Origin of the sequence: Deinococcus sp. JMULE3, from assembly GCF_013337115.1 — a bacterium.
In the GTDB taxonomy this organism is placed as follows: domain Bacteria; phylum Deinococcota; class Deinococci; order Deinococcales; family Deinococcaceae; genus Deinococcus.
Map to the genome: position 1 here is coordinate 2,768,522 of NZ_SGWE01000004.1, position 12,210 is coordinate 2,780,731.

Annotated in this window: 14 protein-coding genes; 5 read left to right on the forward strand and 9 right to left on the reverse strand. The window is 69.1% G+C overall.

Annotated features, from left to right (window positions below):
- Window positions 1–24: 24 nt before the first annotated feature.
- Both EXW95_RS16265 and EXW95_RS16270 read left to right on the forward strand, forming a co-directional pair.
- Window positions 25–519, forward strand: a complete 495-nt coding sequence (locus EXW95_RS16265) for a hypothetical protein (protein WP_174368327.1) — start codon at window positions 25–27, stop codon at window positions 517–519.
- Between the two features lie 54 nt (window positions 520–573).
- Complete coding sequence (locus EXW95_RS16270) at window positions 574–924, forward strand: hypothetical protein (RefSeq protein ID WP_174368328.1); 351 nt, start codon at window positions 574–576, stop codon at window positions 922–924.
- 4 nt (window positions 925–928) lie between these two features.
- On the opposite strand, the gene EXW95_RS16275 is transcribed toward EXW95_RS16270, so the two are convergent.
- From EXW95_RS16275 to sdhC, 5 genes are all read right to left on the reverse strand, one after another.
- On the reverse strand, window positions 929–2,311 hold the full coding sequence (locus EXW95_RS16275) for a cytochrome P450 (RefSeq protein WP_174368329.1): 1,383 nt from the start codon (window positions 2,309–2,311) through the stop codon (window positions 929–931).
- An 88-nt stretch (window positions 2,312–2,399) separates the two neighbouring features.
- Window positions 2,400–3,164: a succinate dehydrogenase iron-sulfur subunit gene (locus EXW95_RS16280; RefSeq protein WP_174368330.1), complete on the reverse strand. Its 765-nt coding sequence runs from the start codon at window positions 3,162–3,164 to the stop codon at window positions 2,400–2,402.
- 56 nt (window positions 3,165–3,220) lie between these two features.
- The gene (gene sdhA, locus EXW95_RS16285; RefSeq protein ID WP_174368331.1) at window positions 3,221–4,972 is read right to left on the reverse strand and encodes a succinate dehydrogenase flavoprotein subunit; all 1,752 of its coding nucleotides are present in this window, start codon (window positions 4,970–4,972) and stop codon (window positions 3,221–3,223) included.
- 56 nt (window positions 4,973–5,028) lie between these two features.
- The gene (locus tag EXW95_RS16290) at window positions 5,029–5,406 is read right to left on the reverse strand and encodes a succinate dehydrogenase hydrophobic membrane anchor subunit (RefSeq protein WP_174368332.1); all 378 of its coding nucleotides are present in this window, start codon (window positions 5,404–5,406) and stop codon (window positions 5,029–5,031) included.
- Complete coding sequence (gene sdhC, locus EXW95_RS16295) at window positions 5,406–5,762, reverse strand: succinate dehydrogenase, cytochrome b556 subunit (RefSeq protein ID WP_174368333.1); 357 nt, start codon at window positions 5,760–5,762, stop codon at window positions 5,406–5,408. The genes EXW95_RS16290 and sdhC overlap by 1 nt, the downstream gene beginning before the upstream one ends.
- Before the next feature lie 201 nt (window positions 5,763–5,963).
- Between sdhC and EXW95_RS16300 the strand changes: the two genes are divergently transcribed.
- Window positions 5,964–6,302 (forward strand): hypothetical protein, encoded by a 339-nt coding sequence (locus EXW95_RS16300; protein WP_174368334.1) that lies wholly within the window; start codon window positions 5,964–5,966, stop codon window positions 6,300–6,302.
- A gap of 85 nt (window positions 6,303–6,387) precedes the next feature.
- On the opposite strand, the gene EXW95_RS16305 is transcribed toward EXW95_RS16300, so the two are convergent.
- The 3 genes from EXW95_RS16305 to EXW95_RS16315 all read right to left on the reverse strand — a co-directional run bounded on the left by EXW95_RS16305 (window position 6,388) and on the right by EXW95_RS16315 (window position 9,778).
- A complete protein-coding gene (locus EXW95_RS16305; RefSeq protein WP_174368335.1) occupies window positions 6,388–6,942 on the reverse strand; it encodes a YcjF family protein in 555 nt (184 codons plus the stop codon).
- A 268-nt stretch (window positions 6,943–7,210) separates the two neighbouring features.
- The gene (gene cysS / locus EXW95_RS16310; RefSeq protein WP_174368336.1) at window positions 7,211–8,689 is read right to left on the reverse strand and encodes a cysteine--tRNA ligase; all 1,479 of its coding nucleotides are present in this window, start codon (window positions 8,687–8,689) and stop codon (window positions 7,211–7,213) included.
- A gap of 132 nt (window positions 8,690–8,821) precedes the next feature.
- Window positions 8,822–9,778: a LysR family transcriptional regulator gene (locus tag EXW95_RS16315; RefSeq protein ID WP_174368337.1), complete on the reverse strand. Its 957-nt coding sequence runs from the start codon at window positions 9,776–9,778 to the stop codon at window positions 8,822–8,824.
- Between the two features lie 155 nt (window positions 9,779–9,933).
- On the opposite strand from EXW95_RS16315, the gene EXW95_RS16320 reads away from it, so the two are divergent.
- Both EXW95_RS16320 and EXW95_RS16325 read left to right on the forward strand, forming a co-directional pair.
- On the forward strand, window positions 9,934–10,236 hold the full coding sequence (locus tag EXW95_RS16320; protein ID WP_174368338.1) for a hypothetical protein: 303 nt from the start codon (window positions 9,934–9,936) through the stop codon (window positions 10,234–10,236).
- A 192-nt stretch (window positions 10,237–10,428) separates the two neighbouring features.
- Window positions 10,429–11,016 (forward strand): phosphate uptake regulator PhoU, encoded by a 588-nt coding sequence (locus tag EXW95_RS16325; RefSeq protein WP_174369029.1) that lies wholly within the window; start codon window positions 10,429–10,431, stop codon window positions 11,014–11,016.
- Window positions 11,017–11,082: 66 nt separating this feature from the next.
- Here EXW95_RS16325 and EXW95_RS16330 read toward each other — a convergent pair whose 3' ends face one another.
- Window positions 11,083–12,210 carry an LLM class flavin-dependent oxidoreductase gene (locus EXW95_RS16330; RefSeq protein WP_174368339.1) on the reverse strand — a complete coding sequence of 376 codons (1,128 nt, stop codon included), beginning with the start codon at window positions 12,208–12,210 and terminating at the stop codon, window positions 11,083–11,085.

A 12,210-nucleotide genomic window follows, 5' to 3' on the forward strand; every position in this document is an offset into this window, starting at 1 on the left:
AACCGTCAGGGCTACACTGGGCGTATGAAGCCTCCTGCCCTGATCGGCGCGGTCCTGCTCGCCTCTGCTCTCGGCGCGTGTGCGCCCGCCGTGACCGCCCCGCAGACCGGGCGGATCGTGAACGCCGTGACGGGCGAGGAAGGCACCGTGACCTTCAAGCGCGGGACGCTCTCGCCGCGCCTGGGGGACCCGTTCGCGCCGGACAACGCCATCATCCGCATCGGCGGGCGCACGTTCACCGGCCGCACGTACCTGATCGGGGGCGGCGCGCTGCCCGGCGGGCTGGGCTTCAGCGTGGCGTTCGGCGCGAGCAGCAGCACGGACGGCAGCGCCTTCACGGGCGGCGGCACCCGCGTGGAGGGAGGCCGCCCCGTCCCCGCGTACACCGGGAATCTGATCGCCCGCGCGGAGGGTGACACGCCGGGCATCCTGACCTGCACCCTGACGGTGGACGCGCAGGAACGCGGCGTCGGCGAGTGCTTCGACGGGGCGGGCACCCGCTACGCCCTGCAGTTCTGAAGGGAGCGGCCTGTTGAAAGGTTCGCAGAATCGTTCAACCGGAGCGGATGCCGCGTGAGCACCTCGGTAGGGGAGAGGCCGCGCGTGGTGTGCCTGTGCGGCAGCGTGCGCTTCCTGACCGAATTCGACGCGGCGTCGCTGGCCGAGACGCTGGCGGGCCGGATCGTCCTGAGTGTCGGCAGTCACCGCCAGCGGGACGAGGACGCGCTGGCACACCTGAGCAGTACCGAACGTGAGGCGGCCCTGGACCGCCTGGGTGAGCTGCACCTGTGCAAGATCGACCTCGCGGACGAGGTGCTGGTCATCAACCCCGGCGGGTACGTGGGCGAATCCACCCGCCGGGAGATCGCGTACGCGCGGCAGACCGGAAAGCCCGTCCGGAGCCTCGAGCCGCTGACCGTGTAGAGGTTCAGGCGAGCAGACTGACCGCCGGGTGCCGCACGCCCGTCACGCGCAGGGTCAGGCGGTCGTCGGGCGTGGCGGTGGGGCGGGCCATCTCGCGCAGCACGTAGGTGGGGTCGCCGCGCAGGTCCAGGGTCCGCAGGATCGCGGCGAGGTTCAGCATGATCAGCCCCTCGGCCATGCCGCTGCCCGCGCAGATGTGCGGCCCCAGTCCGTACGGGGCGAACGCGCCGGGCCGGCGGTGCTCCATGCGGCCGGGCGCGAACCGGTCCGGGTCGAAGGTGTCGGGGTCCGTGAAGCAGTCCTCCAGCCCGTGCGAGACGGTCGTGCCGACGATCACCTGCCGTCCCTGCGGCACGCGGCACCCCGCGAAGTCGAAGTCCTGCGTGACCGTGCGGGTCATGGCGGGCGCGATGGGGTGCAGGCGCAGGCACTCCATCACGAAGCGGTGCAGGTGCGGCAGGCGGCCCAGGGTGTCCATGCTGGGCGGGCCGTCCCGGAACGCCTCGTCGGCCTCGGCGATCAGGGCGGGCATCAGGTCCGGGTGTCGCCCCACTCGGTACAGCACGAACGCCAGGGTGTTCGCGGCGGTGTCCATGCCCGCGATGAACGCCCCGATGGCCGCCATGCGCAGGTCCAGGTCCGACCAGAACGCCGGGTCGGCGGCCTGCGCGGCCAGCAGGTCGTCGATCAGGTCCGGTTCGCGCCCGGCCTGCTCCGGGGGGACGCGGCGGTGCTCGTCGATCAGGGTTTCCACCATGCCCAGCGACCGCGCCCGCGCCCGCCGGAAGCCCGGCAGTTGCTCGACGAGCGGCGGGCGCTGCCGGGTCACGCGGACCATCAGGGTGTTCTGCACGAAGCACAGCAGGTCGCTCAGGTACGGGCGGGCGGTGCCGTTCACGACCAGGCGCGCCAGCTGCTCGGTGATCACGGCCTTGCACCAGTGCGCCACCTGCAGGTCATCCCCGGCCCGCAGCGGGGCGAGGTCCTCGGCAGTGACGGCCAGCGCGCGGCGCAGGTTCGCGCCCAGGTACGAGCGGGTGTACGTGCGGCCCTCCACCCGCCGGAACGCGCGGTGCTCCGGGCCGTCCACGCTGATCATGGACCGCTGCACCCCGAACGCCCGGTCGTTGGGGCGCCACGCCTCCAGCGAGCGCAGCACCCGCGCGGATTCCCTGACCGCCCACACGTTCGCTTCCGGCCCGGCCAGCACCGTGAAGGTCTGTCCCAGGCCCGTCACGTTGAACACCGGGCCATGCTCGCGGTACGCGCCGGTCAGGAAGGCGCGCAGCCGGTGCGGGTACAGGTTCGTGATACTCCCGATCACGGGTGGGCCGGGTACGGTGGGAATGACACGCGGGGAGGACGGCAGGGGCAGGGCGTCGGTCATGCCCCACGGTACACGTCCCCAACCAGACTGACAAAGCCCCGCCTGCCGTCGGGCGGGGCGGGGCTGAGTCCAGAAGGAGGGTTTCGGCTTACGCCTGGCCGTACATGACGGCGCGTTTGACTTCCTCGATCAGCTGCGTGATCGGGATGTCGCGCGGGCAGGCTTCGGTGCAGTTGTACGCGGTGCGGCAGCGCCACACGCCGGTGTTCTGGTTCATGATGCCCAGGCGCTGCTGCGTGGCCTCGTCGCGCGTGTCGAAAATGAAACGGTGGGCCTGCACGATCGCGGCGGGGCCGAGGTACGAACCGTTCACCCAGAAGATCGGGCAGGAGGTCGTGCAGCACGCGCACAGGATGCAGTTCGAGGAGTGCGCCATGCGCTCGGCTTCTTCCTCGGACTGGATGCGTTCGGCGGCGGGGGCCGGGGACTCGTTGATGAAGTACGGCATGATCGCCTTGTACGAGTCGAAGAACGGCTCCATGTCGACCAGCAGGTCCTTCTCGACCTTCAGGCCGCGGATGGGTTCCACGGTGATGGTCCCGCCGTTCTTGGCGACGTCGCGCACCAGGGTCTTGCAGGCGAGGCGGTTGCGGCCGTTGATCAGCATGGCGTCGCTGCCGCAGATGCCGTGCATGCACGAGCGGCGGAACGTCAGGCTGGGTTCCAGGTACCACTTGATGTGGTTGATGACGTCCAGCACGCGGTCGCCCGGCTGGGCTTCGACGTCGTAGGTGGTCCAGTACGCCTTCTTGTCCTTTTCGGGGTCGAAGCGCAGGACCTTGACTTTCAGTTGCAGCATGGGCACGCTCGCGCTGACGGGCGCGCTGCTGGCTTGTGCAGTGGTCTGGGTCATGGGAGGTTCCTTCCAGGGACCGGCGGGGGTGAAGGGGTCCGCCGGTCCGGGTGGGGTCAGTACACGCGGGGTTTGGGTTCGAAGGCGCGCGTGAAGCCTTTCAGCGCCACGGGCTTGTACCCGATGATGACGTCGTCGGCCTTGTTCAGGTTCTTGTACGCCATGGTGTGCTTCAGCCAGTCCGTGTCGTTACGCTCGGTGAAGTCCTCGCGGTCGTGCGCGCCGCGCGACTCGGTGCGGTTCAGGGCGCTGGCGGTCATGGCCTCGGCGCAGTCGAGCATGAAGCCCAGTTCCATCGCCTCGATCAGTTCGCTGTTGTAGCGGCGGCTCGGGTCGGAGACCGTCACGCCCTGGTAGCGGGCCTTGAGTTCCTTGAGGATCTCCACCTGCGCGGCCATGTCCTTCCCGTTCCGGAAGATGCCCACGTTGTTCATCATGGATTCCTGCAGGTCCTTGCGGATCGCGGCGACGTTCTCCTTGCCGCTGCCGTTGCGCAGCCGCTCGAACAGGTCGACGCTCTCGCGCTGGGCACCTTCGGGCATGTCGGGGTACTCGACCTGACGGGCGTACTTCGCGGCGGCGATCCCGGCGCGGCGGCCGAACACCACGAGGTCACCCAGGCTGTTGGTGCCCAGGCGGTTCGCGCCGTGCAGGGACACGCAGGCCTGCTCACCGGCCGCGTACAGTCCTTCCACGGTGCCGCCGGACCCGTCGCTGAGGCACAGGCCGTCGAGGTTCGTGGGGATGCCGCCCATCGCGTAGTGCGCGGTCGGCTGGATCGGCACGAGGTCCTTGACGGGGTCCATGCCCAGGTACGTGCGGGCCAGGTCCGTGATCTCCGCGAGTTTCCCTTCGATCACTTCACGCGGGAGGTGCGTCAGGTCGATGTTCACGGCGTCCTTGTCGCGGCCCACCCCGCGACCCTCGCGGATCTCGGTGATGATGCTGCGCGACACGATGTCACGCGGCGCGAGGTCCTTGATGGTCGGCGCGTAGCGTTCCATGAAGCGCTCGCCGCTGTCGTTGCGCAGGATGCCGCCCTCGCCGCGGATGCCTTCCGTGACCAGGATGCCCAGCTTCGCCAGACCAGTCGGGTGGAACTGGTAGAACTCCATGTCCTCAAGGGGCAGGCCCTTGCGGTAGTAGATGCTCATCAGGTCGCCCGTCAGGGTCAGCGCGTTGCTGGTGATCTTGAACACGCGCCCGTACCCGCCGGCCGCGAGAATCACGGCCTTCGCGTGGAAGGTGTGCAGCTCACCGGTCGAGAGTTCGTACGCGACCAGACCCTGGCAGCGCCCGTCCTCGATCAGCAGGTCCGTGACGTGGAACTCGTTGAAGAACGTCGTCCCGGCCTTCACGTTCTGTTGGTACAGGGTCTGCAGGATCATGTGACCCGTGCGGTCCTTCGCGTAGCAGCTGCGCTCCACGGCGGCCTTCCCGAAGTCACGGGTGTGCCCGCCGAACTTGCGCTGCGCGATCTTGCCTTCCGGCGTGCGGGAGAACGGCAGACCCATGTGTTCCAGTTCGTACACGGCGTCGATGATGTCCTTGGCGAACACCTCGGCGGCGTCCTGGTCGGTCAGGTAGTCGCCACCCTTGACGGTGTCGAACATGTGCCATTCCCAATGGTCTTCCTGCACGTTCCCGAGCGCCGCGCCGATCCCGCCCTGCGCCGCGCCGGTGTGCGAACGCGTGGGGTACAGCTTGCTGATGCAGGCCACGCTCACGTTGCCCTTCGCGGCATACAGCGCCGCCATCAGGCCCGCGCCGCCCGCACCCACCACCAGAACGTCATAACGATGATGCATAGTCAACTTCCTTTACCGGCCCCACCCCCGCAGGAACGGGGCCGAGAACAAGAACTTCAGATGGAGAACAGACCCACCGTGCCGAACGCGAACAGCAGCGCGATCACGGTGTAGAACACACCCTTCACCCACGCGCGGTTCGGACGGCTGCGCACGTAATCCTCGATGGAATACCGCGCGCCGTTCGCGCCGTGCAGCAGCGACAGGCTCAGGATCAACCAGTCGTAGAACTTCCACGCCGGGTTCGCCAGCTTGTTCACGACCGCGTCGAACGTCGCGTCGGACTCGCTGACCTGAATGAACGTCATGTAGACGTGCCCCAGGATCAGGAACATCAGGATCAGACCGCTGATCCGCATGAAGATCCACCAGTTCAGCTCCGCATTGCTGTGCGCCTGCTGACGCGCGTCCGTGAAGGTCCGGGCGCGAATCATCAGTACCCTCCCAGAATGCGCGGCACGACCACGATGGCCGAACCGATGAACGCCAGCACGCTGAGCAGCAGGACGCCGTACCACATCTGCCGCTGGTACGCCACGCCGAAGCCCGTGAAGTCCATCACGATGATCCGCAGCCCGTTGAACGCGTGGTACACCACGCCCGCCGTCACGAACAGCAGCCCCACCCGGAACGGCACGAGGTCATACGTCTCGTGAATCGCCATGTAGAAGCGCTCCCCGAAGATGAACGACCCGATGCTGAACACGTGCAGCATCAGGTAAAACAGAATCGCCAGCCCCGACAGGCGGTGAAGCAGGAACGCCCACTGCCCCTCTCTTCCTCGGTACATCCAAACCTCCTCGACGTCTCAGCCCCGTCTCGCCAACACACTAGGGCGAAGCGTTATGCCGTGTGGGTGACCATTCACACCACGCTTTCAGACAGCAAGCAGAATACCACCCACGCCACAAGCCGCGCCCCCTCCCGGCCGCAGAATCCGGGACGCCCGATGTCACCGCGTGGGGAGCAACCACGCGCTACCCTGCAGGGCATGACCCGCCCCAGCAAGCAACCCACACCACCCAAAGACCCCGCCGTGGAAGCCGAATTCCTCCGCAAGACCGTCCTCGGCATCCTCAGCGTGCTCGAAACCAAGGGCCTGCTCAGCAGCCAGGAAGTCGACGGTATCCTCCGCGCCGCCCGCGCCGCCGCCACCCCACCCCCCACCCCCCGCCTCGGCGGCCCCGCCGCCACCACCCAGTGGGTCCGCCCCGGCCAGCCCCACCAGCCCGCCGACCGCAGCGGCCCCGTCGCCATCCCCGACATCCGCCGCGCGCCCGAACCGGAACCCGACGAGAAACCCCCCGTCATCGACATCGACCTGAAGTGACGTGAAACAGGGAAAGGCGCACCATCCTATGCGGTGCGCCTTTCCCACTGGATGGTGGGATGGAGCAGGGAAAAGGGGCGGGTCGTTATTTCTTCTGCTCGGCCCGCCTTCTCAGTTCGCTGGCGAGGTCGCTGAAGTCCTGCGCGGTGGGGAGGACCTTCTTGGCGTCGCGTTTGGCTTCCTGCACGACCTGCACCTGCGCGGGGCGGCTGTCGGGGAGGCCCTGGAGGCGGCGTTCGAAGTAGTTCTGCGCGAGTCGCCCCAGCGCGAAGGTCCAGCCGTACACGGCGGGCGCGGTGATCAGGCCGCCGATGACGGGCAGGGCCAGTTTGGCGAGGCCGCGCATGACCTGCCGCGCGGCGAGGCCGTAGGCGACGGTCACGCCGAGTTCCCGCGCGATCTCCAGGGCGCGTTCGGGTGTGACGTCGTGCCCGTAGATCTTGCCGATGTGCAGGACCATCTTGGCCTGCACGGGGGTGATGAGCAGGATGTCCGCGAAGGGGATCGGTTCGACGCTGATCGCCCCGGCGAGCAGGGCGGCGCTCTTGATGACGTCTTCGGTGTTCTCCTCGCGGCTGAGGTCGGGGTCGACGTCGAAGTTGAAGTTGTCGAGCACCTGTTTGACGAGCGGGGGCAGCATGATCCGGAGTGTACCGCTCGCCCCTGCGGGCGGGTGAGGGCAGGCTGGGGCGGGTTTACCTTCCGGGAGCGGCATGAAGAAGGGCACGCCCAGGGGGGGAGGTGGCGTGCCCGTCGGAGGGAAGGATGAGGGTGGTGTTGGTCACCGCTCGCTTTTCATGATAGGGGAGCAGGCTTGCAGATTCCTGACAGTCGGGTCAGCCCGGATGGGGGGGTTCTGTCATGGCCGGCTCATGCGCTGCGCGGTCCCTTCAGGAATGGCCGCGGGGTTAACGTTTCCAGCGGACGCCGTCCTTGGTGTCCTCGACGGTCACGCCGACCTGCGTCAGGGTGTCGCGCAGCTCGTCGGCCTCGGCGTACTGCTTGTTCAGGCGGTAGTTCTGCCGGGCTTTCAGGACGAGGTCCATCAGGGCGCTGACGACCTGCGAGTCGTCGCTCTGCGCGGGGCCGCTGCCACCCGCGAAGAGGCCCAGCACCTCGCCGCCCAGGTCACGGTAGGCGCGCTGGGCGGCTTCCAGCGTGCCGCGCGGCACCTCGCCGGTGTTCAGGGCGGCGTTCAGGTCGGTGGTCAGTCCGAACAGCGCCGCGACGGCTTTGGGCGTGTTGAAGTCGTCGCGCAGGGCGTCCTCGAACGCCTGGACGTGCGCGGCGATCTTCGCGTCCAGCGCGGCGTTCTGCCCGGCAGGCGCGCCCGGCAGGCGACGTTCGACCTCGTGCAGCGCCTCGGTCAGGCGGCGGTACCCGCTGCGGGCCGATTCGAAGGCCGCGTCGCTGAACTCGGTGATCGAGCGGTAGTGGCTGCCGACCAGCAGGAAGCGCACCACCATCGGGTCGTGCTGCGCCAGGACGTCCTGGATGGTCAGGAAGTTGCCCTTGCTCTTGCTCATCTTCTCGCCGCCGATGGTCAGCATGTTGTTGTGCATCCAGTAGCGCGCGAACGCGTGCCCGGCCGCCTCGGCCTGGGCGATTTCGGCCTCGTGGTGCGGGAACTGCAGGTCCAGGCCGCCGCCGTGAATGTCGAAGCCCTCGCCGAGGTACTTCAGGCTCATCGCGGAGCACTCGATGTGCCACCCGGGAAAGCCCACGCCCCACGGGGACTCCCAGCGCATGATGTGGCCGGGCTCGGCGTTCTTCCACAGCGCGAAGTCACGCGGGTCGCGTTTCTCCTCGCGGACCGCCTCGCGCACGCCTTCCTCCTGATCGTCCAGTCGGCGGCCCGACAGCTTGCCGTACTGCGGCCAGGAGCGCACGTCGAAGTACACGCTGCCCGCCGACTCGTACGCGTGGCCCTTCTCGATCAGTTCCGTGATCAGCGCGATCTGCTCGCCGATGTGCCCGGTCGCGCGCGGGTTGATGCTGGGCTTCAGGACGTTCAGGGCCTCCATGTCCTTCACGAACGACCACATGTACTTGTCCGCGACCTCCATGGGCTCCAGCTGCTCCAGGCGGGCGCGGGCCAGCATCTTGTCCTCACCGTCGTCGGAGTCGTTCTGGAGGTGGCCCACGTCGGTGATGTTCGCCACGTACCGCACCTTGTACCCGAAGTGCGTGAACGCGCGGCGGATCACGTCGAACGCCACCTCCTTCTTCGCGTGGCCCAGGTGCGCGTCGCTGTACACGGTCGGTCCGCACAGGTACATGCCCACCCGGCCCGGCGTGGTCGGTTCAAACGTGACCTTCTGGCGGGTCAGGGTGTCGTACAGGACGATGTTCGGATCGGGCAGGCGGGGTTCGGGACGCTGGGTCATGGGGTCTCCTCGTTCAGTAGGCAATACGTTCAGTAGGCAATAAAAAGACCGCGCCACAGAGATCAGGGCGCGGTCACGGACGCTGGGCTGCGCGTGGGCCGCTAGCGGAGGCAACACAGGGTCGTCATGCGCTCAATGTAGCAGAGAAGCCCCGCCCGGCAAGGCCACCGCCGGGTCCGGCGCGGGCGCGTGGGGCCGGTGCAGCGCCGCGAGCAGCGCATCCGTGAACGCCCGGATCACTGGCAGGTTCGCGCGGTGCGGTAGGGTCGCCAGCGCCAGCGGCCGCATCAGCCGCTCCGGCAGCGGCAGCGCCACCAGCCCTTCGGGCAGCGGTTCCAGCGCCAGCCGGGGCATCACGCTCACGCCCAGCCCGTGCGCGACCATGCCCAGGATCACGCTGTCCTCGCCGATCTCGGTCACGCGTTCCGGCTGAACGCCGCAGCGGCGCAGGTACCCCATCACCCGCAGGTTGCAGGAATTCGGCCCCGGAGCCAGCAGCAGCGGTCCCTGGAGGTCCTCCGGCGTGACCGGGTGCGTGCCCCGCCGCGCGGGCGCCACGAACAGGTACTCGTCCATGACCAGCGGCGTGAGGCGCAGGTCGCCCCAGTTCTCCTCGATCACGATGGCGGCGTCCGCCTGCCCGCGCCGCACGAGGTCCTGCCCGCCGCCCTCCGTCTCGCCGTCCAGGAGGCGCACCGTCACGCCCGGATGCTGCGCCCGGAACGCCGCCAGCGCGGGCGGCAGCAGGTGCGTGGCGGTCGAACGGAAGGACGCCACGCGCAGCACGCCACGCAGCTGCGTGTTCTCCTGCGCGGCCAGCAGCGCGTCGCCCGCCGCCTGCACCGCCGCCCGTGCGTGGACCAGCATCCGCTCGCCCGCCGGGGTCGGCACCGTCCCGCCGCGCCCCCGGCGCAGCAGGGGCCGCCCCGCCAGCACCTCCAGTTTGCTGATCGCCTCGCTGAGGGTCGACTGCGACACGCCCAGTTCCGCCGCCGCCTCGCTGAAGCCCCCGGCGTCCGCCACCGCCAGCAGGGCGCGCAGCTGCGCCAGGGACGGCAGACCGACTGAGGAGGGGCGCTGGGAGGTCATGCCCCAGTGTAGGCCGCGCCCACCCCGGCAGGCATCGGGAAAACCGATGCGACGCGCGAGGGTCAGCGTCCGCACCGATGGTCAACACCCCACCCACAGGCGCACGCTGAGGGCATCACCGGCCACCCCGGCCGCGCCCCCGATGAGGTCCCCCCATGACTGCCACCCTGCGCCCCACGGCCCGCTTCCCCCTCACGCCCGACCTCCAGCCCCTCGCCCGGCAGACCAATCCCGCCGCGCCCCTGTACAGCCTGCCCATGTACAGCGTGGAGGTCATCGCCCCCAGCGGACAGGCCCCGCAGCTCGACGGCTGGACCGTGCAGAGCTGGCCCGTCGCCAGCCTGGGTGACCTGACCCTCCAGGCCCGCCCCCACCACCCCGCTAGCCCGGACGACCTGCGCGCCGCGCTGACCCGCGCCGGGTTCACACCCCTGGGACCCGTCCGCACCCACCGCTGACCACCCGCCCCTCCACCCCCGCCATCAGGGGAGGTCCGCATGGGTGAACGCCCCGTCACGCCCGCCTTGACCACCTCATCACAACGCGGCAGGATACTGGGCGGCATGGACGGCGGCGCACCCCCCACCCCCCACCCGACCGGCGCACCCGCGACCGGCCCGGTGGCCACCATCACCGCGCGCTTCCTGCGGATGCTCAGCATCACCCTCGAACAGCTCGACGCCGTACGCGACGCGAACGAACGCGCCGAATTCGCCGGACTCACCGCCCGCGCCGAACGCCTTGAAGCCGAAACCGACGCCCTGGAACGCGAACTGGAGGACCTGTGCCTCCAGGCCTTCAGCACCCCCCTGACCGAGGACGACCTCGCGTTCAACCTGATGGTCTTCCGCAGCCTGACGAACCTGGAACGCGTCGGCGACTACGCCTTCAACGTCGCCCGCGACCTGGAAACCATCGCGCCCCGCACCCGCAGCGCCACCGTGCAGGACGCCCTGCCCCTCGTGCGCCTGCTGACGCAGATGCTCGAACGGCTCTCGTACGCCTTCGCGGAACGCGACCTGCACGCCGCGCGCGACGTCATGCGCCTCGACTTCGAACAGGTGGACGCCCTGTACGAACAGATGCAGCGCGCCAGCCTCACCCGCCTGCTCGAACGCCCCGAGGACACCGACGTCGCCCTGACCGCCGGGCGCATGGCCCGCAACCTCGAACGGCTCGGCGATCACCTCGTGAACGTCGCCGAACGCCTGGAACACGTCATCCTGCGCGCCAGCTGAACCCGGCGGGCGCGGCCCGCCACCCCCCACCCGACCTCCCCCTCAAGGGGGGAGGAGCAGGGCAGGTCAGGCGACCGGCGCGACCCTGTCCGTGTGAATTGCGCGTTCCTCCCGCGCGCCGCCCTTCAGGAGCGGCATGACCAGCTCCCCGAAACGGCGCGCCTCCTCCAGATGCGGGTAGCCGCTGAAGATGAACGAGCTGAAGCCCATGTCCTCGTAGCGGCGAATCTTCGCGGCCACCTGCTGCGGATCGCCGACGATGGCGACGCCCACGCCACTGCGGGCCATGCCCACGCCCGCCCACAGGCCGGGTTCGACCATCAGGTCCCCGTCCAGGTCCTTGATCATGTCGATCTGCCGTTTCTGCCCCACGCCGTCCACGTGCGCGTGGCTCGCCACGAACGCGGCCCGCACCTCCGGGTCCACTCGGCTGATCAGGCGCTCGGCGGCCTCGCGGGCCTCGGCCTCCGTCTCGCGGACGATCACGTGCGTCCGCAGCCCGTAGCGCAGCGGGCGGCCCGTCTGCGCCTCCAGCGCCCGCATCTGCACCAGCCGCTCGGCGAGCATGTCCTCCCGCTCGCCCCACATCAGGTACACGTCCGCCAGATCCGCCGCGATCCCCTGCGCGACCGGGGACGCCCCGCCGAAGTACAGCGGGATCGGCTGCACGGGCGCCGGGTCCAGCACCGCGTTCTCGAACGAGTACAGGTCACTGCTGAACGACTGCGGCGGCGGCGCCGTCCACAACTGCCGCAGGATCTGCATGAACTCCCGCGTGCGCTCGTACCTCCTGCCGTGATCCTCGCGGTCCCCGTACATGGCGTTCTCGGCCGGGCTGCTGCCGGTCACGATGTTCACCCGCACCCGCCCCGGGAACAGGTTCTGCAGTGTGGCGAGCATCTTCGCGTACATCGCCGGGTGGAACATCCCCGGCCGCACCGCGATCAGCAGCGCCGGATCCGTCGGCGCGCTGCGCGCCAGGGCCGCCACCGCCGCCGTGTAGTTCTCGTGCTCACTGTGGTAGTTCGTGGCGGTCAGCAGCGCCTCGAACCCCGCCTCGCCCGCCGTGCTGATCAGCGACTGCAGGTACGCCAGGGTCGGCTTACGCGGCGGTTTCTCCCGCGTGCCGATGAACTCGCCGTCACGCGACAGCTGAAGAAACCACAGAAATTCGGACTGGGAAGGATTGGTCAT

Coding starts and splice junctions, on each gene's coding strand:
- EXW95_RS16265 (WP_174368327.1), top strand. CDS start 25: ATGAAGCCTCCTGCCCTGATCGGCGCGGTCCTGCTCGCCTCTGCTCTC.
- EXW95_RS16275 (WP_174368329.1), bottom strand. CDS start 2,311: ATGACCGACGCCCTGCCCCTGCCGTCCTCCCCGCGTGTCATTCCCACC.
- EXW95_RS16280 (WP_174368330.1), bottom strand. CDS start 3,164: ATGACCCAGACCACTGCACAAGCCAGCAGCGCGCCCGTCAGCGCGAGC.
- sdhA (WP_174368331.1), bottom strand. CDS start 4,972: ATGCATCATCGTTATGACGTTCTGGTGGTGGGTGCGGGCGGCGCGGGC.
- EXW95_RS16290 (WP_174368332.1), bottom strand. CDS start 5,406: ATGATTCGCGCCCGGACCTTCACGGACGCGCGTCAGCAGGCGCACAGC.
- sdhC (WP_174368333.1), bottom strand. CDS start 5,762: ATGTACCGAGGAAGAGAGGGGCAGTGGGCGTTCCTGCTTCACCGCCTG.
- EXW95_RS16300 (WP_174368334.1), top strand. CDS start 5,964: ATGACCCGCCCCAGCAAGCAACCCACACCACCCAAAGACCCCGCCGTG.
- EXW95_RS16305 (WP_174368335.1), bottom strand. CDS start 6,942: ATGCTGCCCCCGCTCGTCAAACAGGTGCTCGACAACTTCAACTTCGAC.
- cysS (WP_174368336.1), bottom strand. CDS start 8,689: ATGACCCAGCGTCCCGAACCCCGCCTGCCCGATCCGAACATCGTCCTG.
- EXW95_RS16315 (WP_174368337.1), bottom strand. CDS start 9,778: ATGACCTCCCAGCGCCCCTCCTCAGTCGGTCTGCCGTCCCTGGCGCAG.
- EXW95_RS16320 (WP_174368338.1), top strand. CDS start 9,934: ATGACTGCCACCCTGCGCCCCACGGCCCGCTTCCCCCTCACGCCCGAC.
- EXW95_RS16325 (WP_174369029.1), top strand. CDS start 10,429: ATGCTCAGCATCACCCTCGAACAGCTCGACGCCGTACGCGACGCGAAC.
- EXW95_RS16330 (WP_174368339.1), bottom strand. CDS start 12,210: ATGACCAATCCTTCCCAGTCCGAATTTCTGTGGTTTCTTCAGCTGTCG.